This window comes from Streptomyces sp. Ac-502, assembly GCF_045222935.1.
GTDB lineage: Bacteria > Actinomycetota > Actinomycetes > Streptomycetales > Streptomycetaceae > Streptomyces > Streptomyces monomycini.
Genome location: NZ_JBHFFO010000001.1, coordinates 132918 through 149439 on the forward strand (window position 1 = coordinate 132918; position 16522 = coordinate 149439).

Genomic DNA, 16522 nt, shown 5'->3' on the forward strand with positions numbered 1-16522 from the left:
GCGCCAGACGTGGGGTGATCAATTCCGGGTGCCCGAAAGAGATCCTGGGTGCGGGGAGAGCGCCCGAGGACTCGGCGGGTTACCGCACGCCTCGGAAGTCTGACCGGACCTGCGCGTCCGCAGCTCCGGAGCCGCGTTCCACGCAGTACGCACCACGTAGTACGCACACATCCGGGACAGTGCGCGGGAGGCGGTGTCTCCCGCGGGTGAGGAACAGCGCGGCGCGGGGGGCCGGGGGCCTCCCGGGGGGCGAGAAACAGGGTTGGACGAACACGTCCAGCCTCTGGCGACCGGGGGAATCTGTGCAGCAGGGGGATTAGTCAACCCGTTTCCGTCGGCGCGCGGGCGTCTGGCGGACGGGGCAAGCAGTCAGCCCGCGACCGACTGGGAGCAGCGGTACCGCCGTACCGTGATCACCAGCGACACCGTCGCCACCGCCTGCGTGGTGGCGGCCATCGGAATCTTCTTCGGGGCCCGGGACGCGGCCAACTGGCACGAGAAGTGGGGCATCCTCGCCTTCGGCACCGAACTGCTGGTGCTGGGCGCGCTCGCGGTGAGCCGGGCGTGGGCTCCGGCCGTGCTCGGCCAGGGTGCCGAGGAGTTCCGCCGGCTCGGCCGCTCGCTGTTCACGGCGGCCGTCGTTCTGGCGCTCGGCGGGATCGCCCTCACCTCGCGCAACATCAAGCTCTGGATCTTCGTCGCGATCCCCGCGCTCGCGCTCGTCACCATGACCGTGCGCTATCTGCTCCGTCTCTGGCTGCACAAGCAGCGCAAGGAAGGGCGGTGCCTCAGACCGGTGCTCGCCGCGGGGAGCCCGGACACCGTGCGCGACCTGATCTCCCGGGCCCGCAAGTTCCCGCACCTGGGCTGGCGGGTGGACGCGGTGTGCACGACGGACGGTCTCGGGCCCGACGGTGACCAACTGGACGGAGTGCCGGTCGTCGGCCCCCTGACGGACGTCGCGGGGCATGTCCGCCGCGACGGCTACCGGGTCGTCGCGATCACGCCGGACCCGCACTGGTCACCGGACCGGCTGCAACGGCTGGCCTGGAACCTCGAAGGCAGCGATGCCGAGATGGTCGTGGCCCCCGTGCTGATGGAGGTGGCGGGCCCGCGGCTGCACGTCGACGCGGTACTCGGCATCCCGCTGCTGCGGGTCAGCATGCCGACCTTCACCGGGGGCCGGCGGGCCGTCAAAGGCGTCGTCGACCGGTTGGGCGCGGCGGTCCTGCTGGTACTGTTCGCGCCGCTGCTGCTGCTCGTCGGGCTGCTCGTGCTGACGGACAGTCCTGGTGGGGCGCTCTACCGCCAGCGCCGGGTCGGCAAGGACGGCCGCGAGTTCACCATCTTCAAGTTCCGCACCATGGTCACCGGGGCCGACGCGGCACGCGCCGAACTGGCCCACCGCAACGAGGGTGCCGGGCTGCTGTTCAAGCTCCGCCGGGATCCGCGGGTGACCCGGGTGGGAGCGGTGCTGCGCCGGTACTCCGTCGACGAACTCCCGCAGCTTTTCAACGTACTCACCGGATCGATGTCGCTCGTCGGTCCACGGCCTCCGCTGCCGGAGGAGTCGGCCGCGTACGGCCCGGACATCCGGCGGCGGCTGCTGGTCAAGCCCGGGCTCACCGGCCTGTGGCAGATCAGCGGGCGCAGCGACCTGCCGTGGGAGGAGTCGGTCCGCCTCGACCTGCGGTACGTGGAGGACTGGTCGCTCGCCCTGGACGCAGTGATCTTGTGGAAGACACTGCGGGCGGTGCTCTACGGGCAGGGGGCCTACTGATGCGCGGGGGCTGCGGCGAAACGGTCCTGCTCCGCGCGTGGACCGCAGGCCGACAGGGCCTGCCTGGGGGAGGGACATCCCAATGGTGAAGTCAAGCCGCTGCCGTGACAGGTGGTGTGGCTTGGTAGCACACTCCGTCACGGAGTATGGCCCACAAAACGTTCAGTCTCCGGCGCGCGAGGGCCAGCACCGCTTGCTTGTGCGCCTTGCCCTCGCTCCTCTTGCGGTCGTAGAACGCACGCGATGCTGGACAGCACCGCAAACTCACCTGGGCAGCCAGATACATGCTCCGCAGGAGCCCGCGGTGATAGCGCCGAGGCCGGCGCAGGTTGCCACTGACGCGGCCGGAGTCGCGGGGTTGAGGGGCCAGGCCGGCGAAGCCGGCCAGGCGGTCCGCGGTCCCGAAAGAGGCCATGTCGCCGCCGGTGGCGGCAATGAACTCGGCACCGAGACGAGGGCCCATGCCGGGCAGGCTGGTGATCACCTCGGCGTGTGGATGCTCGCGAAACCGCGCCTCGATGAGAGCGTCAAGCTCGGCGATCTCCTCATCGAGAGCCATCACCCCCTTCGCCAGCCGGAGGACCATGGCGGCAGCCAGCCTCTCACCAGGCAGCGCCGTGTGCTGGGCTTCGGCCGCCTCCACGGCCGTCTTGGCGAGTGTGGCGGCGCCGCGGACCTTGCGGTTCTTCAGCCACGTTTCGATCCGCTTGGCGCCTGTGCGGCGGATGGCGGCGGGGGCCTGGTATCCGGTCAGCAGCATGACCGGGCCGTGGTTGGTGAGGTCCAGCGACCTCTCCAGGGCGGGGAAGATCTCCAGCAGTTGGGCTCGCAGGCGGTTGATCTGCCGGGTTCGGTCGAAGACCACATCCAGTCGCCTGGACGTGAGGATGCGCAGGTCGACGGCGATGTCGTCGCCGGGTCGCAGCAGCCCGACATCGCGGCGGACGCGGGCCTGGTCGGCGATGACGAAGGCGTCCTTCGCGTCCGTCTTTCCCTCGCCCCGGTAGGTGCCCGACGCTCGATGAACGGCGAACCCGGTGAGGTAGGCGACGGGCTGGTCGTGGTTGAGCAGCAGGCCAATCAGCAGTGCGGCACCGCCTCGGTTGAGGTCGATGGCCCACAGCACGTCGCTGGATATCTCCAGGACGTCTCCGATCAGCGTCAGCAGCTCGGTTTCGTCGTTGGATACGCGGCGGGACAGCAGCCGTTTGCCTTCCGCGTCGATCACCACCGCGTGGTGGTGCGTCTTGCCGATGTCCACCCCGGCCCAGATCTGGGGCACGGGTCACCTCCGCCGCTTCGTGGTCGTCATCGATTCCCGCAGACGACCTCGCCGGCGTGGTCTTACAGCAGCGATCAACGTCGCAAATCCCAATTGGCGGTCGAGTCGTCGCGGGGCTCCGGGCGGCCATGTCTCTCAAGCCGTCGAGCGGCACCAACATGACAGCCATACCCGGAGCCCCTGGGCCCTCCGATCTTACGAATGACCAGATCAGACCCACGACTGAAAGGTAAGACACATCATGAAGGTCAGCGTTTTCGGGCTCGGTTACGTGGGCTGTGTGTCGGCCGCGTGCCTGGCCGGTATGGGGCACGAGGTCATCGGGGTGGACGTGAACCAGGTGAAGGTCGACCTGGTCAACGACGGCAAGGCCCCGGTGGTCGAGGAGCGGATCGGCGAGCTGATCGCCGAGGTCGTGGGGACCGGGGCGTTACGCGCCACCCGCGACGTCCGCGAGGCGGTCCTGGGCAGCGAGGTGTCGCTGGTCTGCGTGGGCACGCCGTCGGAGCCCAACGGCAGCCTGTGCACCACGTATCTGGAGCGGGTCACCGCGCAGATCGGCGCCGTACTGGCGGAGCGCGGCGGACGCGGCGGGCGGCACACCGTCGTGTTCCGCAGCACCATGCTCCCGGGCACCTGCCTGAACCTGCTGGTGCCGATCCTGGAGAAGCACGTCGGCGGCACGGCCGGGGCGGACTTCGGGGTCGCGGTCAACCCGGAGTTCCTGCGCGAGGGCACCAGCGTGCGGGACTTCTTCGACCCGCCGAAGACGGTCGTCGGCGAGCTGGACGCGGCCAGCGGCGACGCGGTGCTGGCGCTGTACGAGGGTGTGCCCGGCGAGGTGTTCCGGGTGCCGGTGCCGACGGCCGAGGCGATCAAGTACGCGGACAACGCGTTCCACGGACTGAAGATCGGCTTCGCGAACGAGCTGGGCGCGGTGTGCCAGGCACTCGGGGTGGACTCGCACCAGGTGATCGACGTCTTCCTGGCCGACCGCAAGCTGAACATCAGCCCCGCCTATCTGCGGCCCGGCTTCGCCTTCGGCGGCTCCTGCCTGCCCAAGGACCTGCGCAGCCTGGTCCACGCGGCGCAGCGGGCGGACGTGTCGGTGCCCATCCTCTCCCATGTGCTGCCCTCCAACTCCGCGCATCTGCAACGGGCGGTGGAGCTGGTCGAGCGCACCGGCAAACGCCGGGCGGGCCTGCTCGGGCTGTCCTTCAAGCCCGGCACCGACGACCTCCGCGAGAGCCCGCTCGTCGAGCTGGCGGAGCGGCTCTTCGGCAAGGGGTACGACCTGAAGATCTACGACGCCAATGTCAGCCTGTCCCGGTTGCTCGGCGCGAACCGTGAGTACATCGAGACCCGGCTGCCGCACCTGGCACAGCTGCTCGCGGACTCCGTCGGCGAGGTGCTCGAACACGCCGAGGTCTGCCTGGTCGGCACCAAGGACCCGGCCGTGCTGTCGGCACTGCCGCAGGGCGGCGACGGCCCGGTGCTCATCGATCTCGTCCACCTCCCCGACGCCGAGGCGCGCCGGGCCGAACCAGGGTACGTGGGCCTTGCCTGGTGACACTTTCCTCAATGACACGGCCGGCGGCGACCAGCCGGGGCGGCGTGCGCTGATCCTGGTGGAGAACCTGTCGGTGCCGTTCGACCGGCGGGTGTGGCAGGAGTGCACGACGCTGCGCGACGCGGGCTGGACGGTGCACGTCATCTGTCCCCTGGGGGAGAAGCGGGACACGGAGCCGGAGGCGGTGATCGACGGGGTGCGGATCCACCGCTACCCGTTGCGCGCGGCCACCGGGGGCCGGCCGGCTATCTGCGGGAGTACGGATCGGCGTTGTGGCACACGGCGCGGCTGGCCCGCAAGGTCGGCCCGGTCGACGTGGTCCACGCCTGCAACCCGCCCGACCTGCTGTTCCTGCCGGCGCTGTGGCTGAAGCGGCGCGGCGCGCGGTTCGTCTTCGACCAGCACGACCTGGTACCCGAGTTGTACCTCTCCCGGTTCGACCGCGGCGAGGATCTGCTCTACCGCGCCGTGTGCGCGCTGGAGCGGCTGACCTATCGGGCCGCCGATGTCGTACTGGCCACGAACGAGAGCTACCGGGACGTCGCGATACGCCGTGGCGGCCAGTGGCCGGAGGACGTCTTCGTGGTGCGCAGCGCGCCTCAGACCGACCGGTTCCAACCGGTGCCGTCCGAGCCGGAGCTGAAGCGCGGCAAACCTCATCTGCTGTGCTATCTGGGCGTCATGGGTCCGCAGGACGGCGTCGACTATGCCTTGCGGGCGCTCGCGAAGCTGCGCGACGAGCACGGGCGTACCGACTGGCACGCGGTGTTCGTCGGCAGCGGCGACGCCTTCGACGCGATGGTGGAGCTGTCCCGGCAGCTCGGGCTCGCCGGACAGGTGGAGTTCACCGGACGCATTCCGGACGCCGACCTGCTGCGCCACCTGTCCACCGCGGACGTGTGCCTCTCCCCCGACCCGCGCAATCCGCTCAACGACGTGTCGACCATGAACAAGGTCCTGGAGTACATGGCGATGGGCCGGCCGATCGTCTCGTTCGACCTCCGGGAGGCGCGCGTCTCCGCCGGTGACGCCGCTGTCTACGCGCCCGCCAACGACGAGGCCGCGTTCGCCGGGCTGATCGCGCTGCTGCTGGACGATCCGGAGAAGCGGGCCCGGATGGGCAAGCTCGGCCAGGAGCGGATCGGCGGAGAGCTTTCCTGGCGGAACTCCCAGCGCTCCCTGCTCGCCGCCTACACCGCCGCCTGCCGTGGCCGCACTCCGGTGCCGGCGGGCGGGCCGTTCCGGGCGGGGAGGAGGAGGCGCCGTTGAGCGATGACACGATACGCCTGGTCACGATCGGGCGGATGCTCCGCGGGCGCCGGCGGCTGCTCGTCGTCCTCACGGTGGTGGGCGCGCTCGTCGGTTTCGGCGCCTCGGTGCTGTACCCGCCGCGTTACACGGCGTCGGCCTCGGTTCTGCTGCCGGGGCAGTGGGAGCAGCGCGAGCTGCTGACGCAGGTGGAGATCGCGGCCAGCTCGGCGGTGGTCGACCGCGCGGCCGCCAAGCTCGGCTGGGCCGGTGTCAGCGGCGGTGAGTTACGGGACCGGGTGAGCGCCAAGGCCGCCGACGGGAACATCATCGAGATCTCGGGTACGGCCGAGACCCCGGAGCGCGCGCAGCAGCTCTCCGACCGGGTGGCCCAGCAGTTCGTCGCCTTCGCCGCGCGGATCACGGGCGGCACCGCCGACCCCGGGGCGGCTGCCGGGCCCGAGGAACTGCGGCAGAAGGTGGCCGAGACCAACCGCCGCATCACGGAACTGGCCAACGCGGCCGATCCGGGGCGGACCGTGGAGAGCGTGCAGGCGCGCACCGCGCTGGAGAAGCTGCGCACCGCGCTGCAGGAGGCCATGAAGAAGCTGGACGAGGCCGACCCGGCGGCCGGCAAGGCCGGCATGGTCGTCATGGGTCCGGCGGCCCGGCCGACCGGTGCGGTACCGCCGACGAGGATGCAGCTGATCGTCGCCGGGGCGCTGCTGTTCTTCCTGCTGGCGGTCGTCGGCCATCTCGCCGCCGCACGGATGAACCGCCGGCTGCGCACCGAGCCGGAGATCGCCGCCGCGCTGGGCTCGACGCTGCTCGGTACCGTCGACGTACCCGGTGAACAGCGTGCGCACCGGCCGGAAGACCGTGGGCGGCGGGCACGGGCGCGCCGGCTGCTGGGCGTCGACACCCGGTGGGACGTACCGGCCCCGCAGCGGTCCGGCGACGAGGCCGGCAGACGGATCCGCTACCGGCGGGTGTGCGCCCGCCTGCGGGATCAGCTGCCGGCCCCGCGACGGCTGCTGGTCGTCGTACCGGACGGCGACGAGGTCGCCCGCCGGGCCGCCGGGCAGCTCGTCGCCGAGGCCGCGGGCGACTCTTCCCCGGGCGCTCCGAGCAGGGGCTGCCCCGCACTGCGGGTGGTGGAGGTCTCGGTGTCCCAGCCGATGGTGCCGGACCGCGGCACCGAGTCCGGTGCCCTGGTCGTGCTCAGCGCGGGCAGCTGGACCGAGGAAGAACTCGCCGGTATCGCCGCGGCGTGCGCGGACGCCGGGCACGAGGTCGTCGGCACCGTCGTCGCCGGTCCGGTCCGGACCCGTCCGACGGGGTCCACCGGCCGTCCTCCGGAGAACGCCGCCGTGACGCTCGCGCTGCGCGGCCACGCGACGGGGGTTCCGCGTGACGACGAGCCCGACTCCGGAGTCGTCGGCGGCCACTCCCCTGCTGGACCTCCAGGCCCTGGTGGCGGCGGTCCGCAGGCGCCGCCGCCTCTGGTCCTCCATGGCGCTGCTGGGGCTGCTGATCGGCGCGGCGGTGGCGGTCCTGCTGCCGCCCCCGCCGTCCGCGGTGACCACGGTGCTGGTCACCCATCAGGCGGACCAGCCGAACGACACCGGCACGCTGATCCGTACCGATGTCGCGCTGCTGGGGACCACGCGGATCGCCGCGCAGGCCCTGCAGTCCCTCAAATCCACGGAGAAGCCGGAGGACTTGCTGCGGGACTACCGGGGCACCGGCCTGACCAACAACCTGCTGCAGATCGATGTGACCGGCGCCGACGAGGCGCAGGCGGTGGCCCGGGCCAAGGCGCTGGCCGACGCGTTCATCACGGACCATGTGCGACGGATGCGGGAAGCCGCGCAGGCCGAGGCCAAGGCCCTGCGCGACCAGCGGGACCGGATGCGCGACGAGCTGGCCCAGGTCAACAAGGCGATCGGGAACCGGTCGCCGGAGAGCGACCCGAAGGCGTCGGCGAGCATCGAGTCGCTCTTCGCCCGCCGGGCCGAACTCACCACGCGGATCGCCGATTTCGACCAGCGCGCGGAGGAGGCGCGCATGGGCACGCCCCAGCTCGTCGCCGGCACGCAGATCGTGGACGCGCCGCGCGCGGTACGGCACTCCCTGCCCAAGGCCGCTGCCACCAACGCCGCCATCGGGCTCGTCCTCGGGCTCGCCGTCGGGCTCGCGCTGGCCGCGGTCGGCACGGTGGTGGCGGACCGCCCCGTACTGCGCCGGGAGATCGCGGCCAACCTGGGCGCCTCGGTCATCGCGGAGCTGCCGCGCGCGCCCCGCCGGCCCGCCGGTCCGTGGCAGCGCCGTCGGGCCCGGGCGGCGTACGAACGGCTCACCACGACCCTGGTCCGCGTCGTGCGCCACTCCGCGGAACCGGTGGCGCTGCTGGAACTGGGCTGTGCGCGCAGTACGGGCGTGATCGCCCTGAACGTCGCCGGGGCGCTGGCGACGGAGGGGCCGGTGGTCGTCATCGACGGCCTGCCCGGCCCGGAACTGACCGACAGCCGACAGGATCCGGGAAACGCGACCGTGGTCAGCGGCGAGCGTGCCGCCACCGTGCCGCGCCACGTGCGCCGGCTGGGCGTCGGCTCGGTCGCGCCCGGCACGGCGTGGACCGACCTCCAGTACCTCGGCGGCCGGACCGTACTCGTCGTACGGGCCGGGCACGGCAGCGCCGCGTGGCTGCACACCGTGGCGCGGCACCTCGCGGACCAGCGCCTTTCGGTGATCGGTGTGGTGCTGATCGACCCCGATCCGCGGGACCGGACCGACGGCACGCTGTGGGACGGCCCGCACACGGCGCCGCGCGGCCCTCATGAGCGGCCGGCCCAGCAGCACGGGACGGGCCAGCCGCGGACGGAACGGCTGGCCCGGCAGCACGGAACAGGCCCGTTGCGAACGGAGCGGCCCTCGATGCCGGCCGTTCGCATCCCGGGCAGCGACCAGGAGGCTCGGTAGGACATGTGTGGTATCGCAGGTACGTACCGGTGGCCGGACGGGAAAGCCGTGACCGACCGGCTCACCGATGTCCTCGCCCACCGCGGTCCGGACGGGGCGGGCCGCTACAGCCATCCCGCCGGTGACGGCGAAGTCCATCTGGGACACCGTCGGCTGGCCATCATCGACCTGTCCGGGACCGGCGCCCAGCCGATGGTCTCGGACGGCCTCGCCCTCACGTACAACGGTGAGCTGTACAACGCGCCCGCACTGCGGGCCGAACTGTCGGCCGCCGGGGTGCGCTTCCGCGGCACCTCCGACACCGAGGTGCTGCTGGAGGCCTGGCGGCGCTGGGGCACCGACTGCCTGCCACGGCTGCGCGGCATGTTCGCGTTCGCGGTCTTCGACGAGCGGACCGGTGAGCTGGTGCTCGCCCGCGACCAGCTGGGCATCAAGCCGCTGTTCCTGCTCCGGCGCGGCGGGGGCCTGCTGTTCGCCTCCGAGCTGAAGGCGCTCGCCGCCGTGGCCGGCGGGTCGCTGGAGGTCGACCATGCGGCACTGGTGGCCTCGCTGCTGTACTACTGGGTGCCGGACTCGCGCTGCGCGTTCCGCGAAGCGGAGAAGCTGCCGCCGGGCAGCTGGCTGCGGTGCCGGCCCGACGGCCTGGTCGAGAGCGGCCGGTACTGGAACCTCCGGGACGTCGCCAGTGAGGCCCGGGAGCGGGCCCGCAGCGGCGAGCAGCCGGACCTGACCGCCGTCGTCGAGGAGTCGACCCGCCACCACCTGCTCTCCGACGTGCCGGTGGCGACCTTCCTCTCCGGCGGTCTCGACTCCAGCTATCTGACCGCGCTGGCGGCCCGCGACCGGCCCGGGATCTCCGCCTACACGATCGGGTTCCGCGCCGAGGACGCCAAGTTCGAGGCGATGCCGGACGATCTGCGCTACGCCCGGCAGGTAGCCGAGCGGTTCGGCGTCGACCTGCGGGAGATCGAGATCGCGCCGGACGTGCTCGACCTGCTGCCGCGGATGACGTACCACCTGGACGAGCCGATCGGCGACCCGGCCGCGATCAACACCTTCCTGATCTGCTCGGCCGCCCGGGAGGCCGGCGTCAAGGTGATGCTCTCGGGCATGGGCGCCGACGAGCTGTTCGCCGGGTACCGCAAGCACCTGGCCAACCTGCTCGCGCTGCGCTACCAGCGCATCCCGCGGCCCCTGCGCACCGGCCTGTCCGCGATCGTGGACCGGCTGCCGGTCGCCAGCTCCCGCCGCGGGTACCGGTCGGTGCGCTTCGCGAAGCGGTTCCTGTCCTTCGCCGGTCTGCCGGAGGAGACCGCGTTCCGGCGCAGCTACACCATGTACGACCAGGACGAGCTGCTCGCCCTGGTCAGCCCGGACCTGGCCGGGGCGGTCGAGGACGTCCTGACCGAGCACGCGGACATCTACCAGGACAACGACCTCGACGACTTCGTGAACCGCATGTGCCTGGGCGATGCCCGGATGTTCCTGCCGGGTCTGAACCTCGCCTACACGGACCGGGCGAGCATGGCCGCGTCGACCGAGGTACGGGTGCCGTACGTGGACGTCGAGGTGGTCAAGGCGGCGTTCGCGGTACCCGGCGACCGCAAGATCGTCGGGCGGCAGGGCAAGGCCGTCCTCAAGGAGGCGGCCGCCTCGGTCCTGCCCCGGGAGATCGTGTACCGGCCCAAGGGCCTGTTCAGCGCCCCGCTGCGGGCCTGGATGAGCCGGGACCTGGCACCGCTGGTGCGCGAGGTGATCAACGACGGTGTGCTCGTCAACTCCGGCATCCTGCGCCGCGACGCGCTCGCGCGCATGGTCGCCGAGGACGCCGCGGGGCAGCGGGACTTCTCCAAGCATCTGTGGCACGTGCTGACCCTGGAGTACTGGTATCGCGGCGCGGTTTCTGGTTCCGGCCAGAGCCAGGCGGCCTGAAGCAAGCGTGGAAACAAGAGGAGCTCGGGTGAAACAGGTCGTGCAGAACTACAAGAGCGGCGAGCTGGCGGTGCTCGACGTTCCGGTTCCGGGATGCAAGCCGGGCGGTGTGCTGGTCCGCAGCGCCTACTCGCTGATCTCCACCGGGACCGAACTCATGAAGGTGTCCGAGGCCGGCATGTCGATGGTGGGCAAAGCCCGCTCCCGGCCGGACCAGGTGGCCAAGGTCATGCAGAGCGTGGCCACCAACGGGGTGCCCGCGACCTACCGCAAGGTGATGGGCAAGCTGGACTCCTACACGCCGCTGGGGTACTCGCTGTGCGGAGTGGTCGAGCAGGTCGGCACCGGGGTCGAGGACGTGGCGGTCGGCGACCTCGTGGCCTGCGCCGGCAACGAGCACGCGCTGCACGCCGAGCTGAACTGGGTGCCGAAGAACCTCTACGCCCCGGTGCCGGACGGCCTCGCGCCGCGGCACGCGGCCTTCGGCACCGTCGGGTCGATCGCGATGCAGGGCGTCCGCCAGGGCGAGCCGCAGCTCGGCGACGTGGCGCTGGTCGTCGGCCTCGGGCTGATCGGGCAGCTGGTGGTGCAGCTGCTGGCCGCCTCGGGCGTCCGTGTCGTCGGTGCCGATCCCGACCCGGTGCGCTGCGAACTCGCCGCGCGTCTGGGCGCCGCGGCCTGCGGTGATCCCGCGTCCACGGCCGTCGAGGCCGCCGTCGCCGAGCTCACCGGCGGGCACGGCGTGGATCAGGTGTACCTGGCCGCGGGCGGCGGCAGCAACCAGCCCGTCGAGCTGGCCGCCCGGCTGAGCCGGGACCGCGGCCGGGTCGTCGACATCGGCAAGTGCCGCCTGGACCTGCCGTGGAACGCGTACTACGAGAAGGAGCTGGACGTCCGGTTCTCCCGGTCGTACGGCCCCGGGCGCTACGACCCGGAGTACGAACTCCAGGGGCGGGACTACCCGATCGGCTACGTACGCTGGACCGAGCGTCGCAACCTGGCGTGCTTCCTCGATCTCCTCGCCCGCGGCCGCGTCGACGTGGAGCCCCTGGTCTCGCACACGGCCGACTTCGAGGACGCCGTCGAGACGTACCGGCGTCTGAAGGACGGCGACCTGAAAGCCGTGGCGGTGCTGTTCCGGTACCCCGACCACGCGGAGGAAGCGGAGGAGGCGCAGGCACCGGTGGTGGCGCTGCCCCCGGTGAACGTACGGGCGTCCACGCCGGGCCGGTCCGTCAAGTCTCCGGTGCGGCTGGCGTTCGTCGGCGCGGGCAACTACGCGACGTCGATGCTGCTGCCCCACCTGGCCCAGCGCGACAGCGTCGCCTTGTCGTCCGTCGTCACCACGACGGCGCTGTCCGCGGCCAACGCGCAGCGCAAGTTCGGCTTCGCCCGGGCGACCACCGATCTCGACGCCGTGCTCGGCGACCCGTCCATCGACGCGGTGTTCGTGGTCACCCGGCACAGCTCGCACGCCGACCTGACCCGGAAGGCGCTCCTCGCGGGCAAGGCGGTGTTCGTCGAGAAGCCCCTGGCCCTCACCGAGGACGGCCTGGCGGGCGTGCTCGCGGCGGTGACGGAGTCCGGCAACGACCGGCTCCAGGTGGGCTTCAACCGCCGGTTCGCGCCGCTGCTGCGGGAGGCCCGGCAGCGGTTCGGCGCCCGGAGCGGTCCGGCGAGCCTGCGCTACCTGGTCAACGCCGGCCGCCTCCAGCACGGCAGCTGGTACCTCCAGCAGGGCACCGAGGGCTCGCGGTTCGCCGGCGAGGGCGGGCACTTCATCGACACGGCGAGCTGGCTGATCGGAGCCGACCCGGTGTCGGTGTACGCGGTCGCCACGTCCGGTCACCAGGACCTGCAGGTCGTGCTGAGCTACCCGGACGGGTCCACCGCCACCATCAGCTACGTCACCACCGGCCCGGCCGGCTTCCCCAAGGAGACGCTGGACCTGGTCGCGGACGGCCGCGCGCTGCGGCTCGACGACTTCGTGCGGGCCTCGGTGTTCTTGGACGGCGCCGTCGGCCGCAAGCGGTGGGTCAGTTCGCGGCTGCCCAAGGCCCGGGACAAGGGCCAGTCCGCCGAATTGGCCGCGTTCGTCAAGGCCGTGCGGACCGGCGGGCCGATGCCGGTGCCGCTGGAGTCGCTGGCCGCCACCACGGCGGCCACCCTCGCCGTGCAGGCCGGTCTGGCCGGTAGCGCGCCGGTGACCTTGGCGAGGACGCCGTGACCATGAACGCGGGCTGGTACCTGCGCCGTCTCTCCCGGATGGGACCGCGGGAGGCCGGCGGCCGGGTGGGCGACGCGGTGCGCAGGCGGCGGTGGCGCTCGGCGCCGCCGGACGGCCCGCGGGTGACCGGCGCCCGGTTCACCGCGGTCCTGCCCGCCGGGGCGCTGACCTCGGTGCCCCCGGACGCCGTGAAGCGTCTCGTCGCCGAGGCGGACCGGCTGATGGCCGGGCACATCGAGTACTTCGGGGTGGTCCGCGACGACCTGGCCGATCCGGACTGGTGGTACGACCCGAAGACCGGGCGCCGGGCCCCGGAGGGCCATGCCTTCGACGTGCCGTACCGGGACGAGGAGTTGGTCGGGGACATCAAGCAGATCTGGGAGCTGTCCCGGCACCAGTACCTCACCGTGCTCGCCGCCGCCTACGCGGTCACCGGGAACGAGCGGTACGCCGAGCGGGTGGCGGAGCATCTGCGGTCGTGGTGGGCGGCCAATCCGCCGCTGCGCGGTGTGCACTGGATCAGCGGCATCGAGCTGGGCATCCGGCTGCTGTCCTGGGTGTGGATCCGGCGGCTGCTGGAGGGCTGGCCGGGCGCGGCCGGGCTGTTCGAGGACAATCCGGTGGCGCTGCGACAGATCTGGCACCACCAGCGCTGGCTGGCCGCCTTCCCCAGCCGGGGGTCTTCGGCCAACAACCACGTCATCGCCGAGGCTGCCGGGCAGTTCGCGGCGGCCTGCGCGTTCGGTTGGTTCCCCGCCTCGGCGCGTTGGCGCGCGGACGCGCTGCGGTCGCTGGAACGGCACCTGCGCGGCAACACCTTCCTTTCCGGACTCAACCGCGAACTGGCCACCGAGTATCACGGACTGGTGCTGGAGCTCGGTCTGGCCGCGGTGGCCGAGGCGGATGCCGCCGGTGTGCCGGTTCCCCCGACCGTCCGGCTGGTGCTGCTGCGGATGACCGACGCGCTGGCGGCCATCGTGGACAACCGGCTGCGGCCGCCGCGCCAGGGGGACGCGGACGACGGGCACGGTCTGGTCCTGGACGGCGCGGGCACCGGCCGCTGGGCCTCGCTGCTGGCCACCGGGGACGCCGTGTTCGGCCGGCTCGCCTGGTGGCCGGCGGTGACCGGCACCGATGTGCGCACCCCGCTGCTGGCCGCGCTCATCCGGCCGTACGCGAAGCCGGGGTCCGCTCCGGCCGTGGCCCGCCCGGCGAGCAGGCCGGGCCACTTCGCCGACGCGGGCATGACCGTCCTGCGCGGTCCGGAGGAGATCTGGTGCCGTTGCGACGGTGGTCCGCACGGCTTCCTGTCCATCGCGGCGCACGCCCACGCGGACGCGCTGTCCGTGGAGGTCCGGCACGACGGGGTGGACGTGCTCGCCGACCCGGGGACGTTCTGCTACCACGGGCAGCCCGAGTGGCGGCAGTACTTCCGGTCGACCCTCGCCCACAACACGCTGCAAGTGGACGGCGGTGACCAGTCCGTCTCCGGCGGCCCGTTCCTGTGGACCCGGCACGCCCGCAGCCGCGTCCTGGTCGCGGACCCGTCCGGCGTGTCCGGCGGAGGGACGGCCCGCTGGTGCGCCGAGCACGACGGGTACCGGGGCTCCGTACACCACCGCCGGGTGGAGCTGACCGCCGCGAGCCGGGAGCTGCGGGTGGTGGACGAGGTGCGCGGCGACCGCCGGGCCGTGCGGCTGGCGTTCCATCTCGGCCCGGCGATCACCGCGGACCTGGCCGGGAACCGGGCCACGCTCACCTGGACCCGGGACGGCGAGGACCGGTCCGCGGTGCTCGACCTGCCCGGACAGCTGAGCTGGCGGGCACATCGCGGCGAGGTCGATCGGCCACTGGGCTGGTACTCCCCCGGCTTCGGGCGCAAGGAACCCACCACGACGCTGGTCGGCACCGGCTTCACCGACGGCGCCGAGGGGTTCACCACCGTACTCAGGTTCCGCGGTTAAGGGGGTACGGGTGGGAATCAAGTGGCGGACCCGGGCGTTGCCGGCGGCGGTGCTGGCACTGCTGGCGTCCGGCTGCGTCGGCACGCCGGGCGCCGGGTCGAAGCCGAACGCCGCGCCTTCCACCTCCGGGGCCCGGTCGTCCGTGGCCAAGGTGTGCGACAAGCCTGCCGCCGGACCGGCGAAGGCACCGGCGGGCGCGGTGACGGTCGATGCCGCGGTGGTCGGTGACCTGGCCGCCAAGACCAGGAGCAGTCCCCCGGGCACCACGTTCTGGCTGCGGCCGGGCACGCACCGGCTCGATCCGGACCGCTACGCCCAGGTCGTCCCCAAGAAGGGGAACCGCTACCTCGGCGCGCCGGGCGCGGTGCTCGACGGCCGGAAGAAGAACCAGTACGCGTTCAGCGGTACGGCTCCCGACGTGACCCTCCGCCACCTGACCGTGCAGGGGTTCGTCGCGCCGCACGACGAGGGCGTGGTCAACCACGACTCGGCCGACGGATGGGTGATCGAGCACGCCACGATCCAGCACAATTCCGGCGCCGGGCTGATGGCCGGGGCCCGCCAGCAGGTCCGCGCCAGCTGTCTGCGGGGCAACGGGCAGTACGGCATGAACGCGTACAAGGGCGACGGCGCTCTCAGCGGCCTGGTGGTCGAGGGCAACGAGATCACGGCCAACAACACCGGTGACTGGGAGCGGCGGCGGCCGGGCTGCGGCTGCACCGGCGGCGTGAAGTTCTGGGCCGTCAACGGCGCCGACGTACGCGGCAACTGGGTGCACGACAACCGCGGGACCGGGTTGTGGGCGGACACCAACAACAACGACTTCCGCATCGAGGACAACGTGCTGGAGGCCAACGACGGTGCCGCGCTGATCTACGAGACCAGCTACAACGCGGTCATCCGGAAGAACACGATCCGGCGGAACAACTGGGTCGAGGGCCGCCGGTACGCCGATCGCGGCGACAGCTTCCCGTTCGCGACCGTCTACCTGTCCGAGTCCGGCGGCGAACCGCGGGTCAAAGCCCGTACCGACAAGATCGAGGTTTACCGGAACGTACTGGAGAACAACTGGTCCGGGATCACCCTGTGGGAGAACGCCGACCGGTTCTGCAACAGCCCGGCCAACACTTCTTCCGGGGACTGCACGTTGCTGGTACGGCAGGCCGGCCGCTGCGCGCGGCCGGCGATCGCCACCGCGCCCCTGTACGCCGACTGCCGGTGGAAGACCCAGCGGGTGGACATCCACGCCAACCGCTTCGTGCTGGACAAGTCCGTCGTCGGGTGCACGGTGAAGTGCGACCGGATGGCGGTGCTCGCCAACTACGGCACCTACCCCGACTGGTCGCCGTACCAGGGCGAGCGGGTCGCCGAGGCGATCACCCTCAAGCAGCACAACCGCTGGCACGACAACGTCTACGTCGGCCCCTGGACCTTCGTCGCCCACGACCCGAGCCGGGTGCTCGACTTCGAGCAGTGGCAGGGCGCGCCCTACGAGCAGGACGCGGGCAGCACCCTCGCCCCAGGGGCCGGTGACTGA

At 72.1% G+C, this 16522-nt stretch carries 9 protein-coding genes and 1 pseudogene; 9 read left to right on the forward strand and 1 reads right to left on the reverse strand.

The window, feature by feature from the left end; genetic code table 11:
• The first annotated feature begins 298 nt into the window (after positions 1 to 298).
• On the forward strand, positions 299 to 1780 hold the full coding sequence (locus tag ACEXOX_RS00700; RefSeq protein ID WP_406526178.1) for a sugar transferase: 1482 nt from the start codon (positions 299 to 301) through the stop codon (positions 1778 to 1780).
• Between the two features lie 91 nt (positions 1781 to 1871).
• On the opposite strand, the gene ACEXOX_RS00705 is transcribed toward ACEXOX_RS00700, so the two are convergent.
• Positions 1872 to 3062 carry an IS110 family transposase gene (locus tag ACEXOX_RS00705; RefSeq protein ID WP_406518466.1) on the reverse strand — a complete coding sequence of 397 codons (1191 nt, stop codon included), beginning with the start codon at positions 3060 to 3062 and terminating at the stop codon, positions 1872 to 1874.
• A 241-nt stretch (positions 3063 to 3303) separates the two neighbouring features.
• Here ACEXOX_RS00705 and ACEXOX_RS00710 point away from each other — a divergent pair, with 241 nt between their 5' ends.
• The 8 genes and pseudogenes from ACEXOX_RS00710 (at position 3304) to ACEXOX_RS00745 (ending at position 16522) form a co-directional block, all read left to right on the forward strand.
• The gene (locus ACEXOX_RS00710) at positions 3304 to 4632 is read left to right on the forward strand and encodes a nucleotide sugar dehydrogenase (RefSeq protein WP_406518467.1); all 1329 of its coding nucleotides are present in this window, start codon (positions 3304 to 3306) and stop codon (positions 4630 to 4632) included.
• A gap of 102 nt (positions 4633 to 4734) precedes the next feature.
• Positions 4735 to 5901 carry a glycosyltransferase family 4 protein gene (locus ACEXOX_RS00715; RefSeq protein ID WP_406518469.1) on the forward strand — a complete coding sequence of 389 codons (1167 nt, stop codon included), beginning with the start codon at positions 4735 to 4737 and terminating at the stop codon, positions 5899 to 5901.
• A pseudogene (locus ACEXOX_RS00720) lies at positions 5898 to 7283 on the forward strand (Wzz/FepE/Etk N-terminal domain-containing protein); the annotation flags it as partial. The gene ACEXOX_RS00715 and the pseudogene ACEXOX_RS00720, both read left to right, overlap by 4 nt.
• 7 nt (positions 7284 to 7290) lie before the next feature.
• The gene (locus tag ACEXOX_RS00725; protein ID WP_406518470.1) at positions 7291 to 8862 is read left to right on the forward strand and encodes a Wzz/FepE/Etk N-terminal domain-containing protein; all 1572 of its coding nucleotides are present in this window, start codon (positions 7291 to 7293) and stop codon (positions 8860 to 8862) included.
• A gap of 3 nt (positions 8863 to 8865) precedes the next feature.
• Positions 8866 to 10794 (forward strand): asparagine synthase (glutamine-hydrolyzing), encoded by a 1929-nt coding sequence (gene asnB, locus ACEXOX_RS00730; RefSeq protein ID WP_406518471.1) that lies wholly within the window; start codon positions 8866 to 8868, stop codon positions 10792 to 10794.
• A 28-nt stretch (positions 10795 to 10822) separates the two neighbouring features.
• Positions 10823 to 13021, forward strand: a complete 2199-nt coding sequence (locus ACEXOX_RS00735; RefSeq protein WP_406518473.1) for a bi-domain-containing oxidoreductase — start codon at positions 10823 to 10825, stop codon at positions 13019 to 13021.
• A complete protein-coding gene (locus tag ACEXOX_RS00740) occupies positions 13018 to 14985 on the forward strand; it encodes an alginate lyase family protein (protein ID WP_406518474.1) in 1968 nt (655 codons plus the stop codon). The genes ACEXOX_RS00735 and ACEXOX_RS00740 overlap by 4 nt, the downstream gene beginning before the upstream one ends.
• Before the next feature lie 10 nt (positions 14986 to 14995).
• Positions 14996 to 16522: a right-handed parallel beta-helix repeat-containing protein gene (locus ACEXOX_RS00745; RefSeq protein WP_406518475.1), complete on the forward strand. Its 1527-nt coding sequence runs from the start codon at positions 14996 to 14998 to the stop codon at positions 16520 to 16522.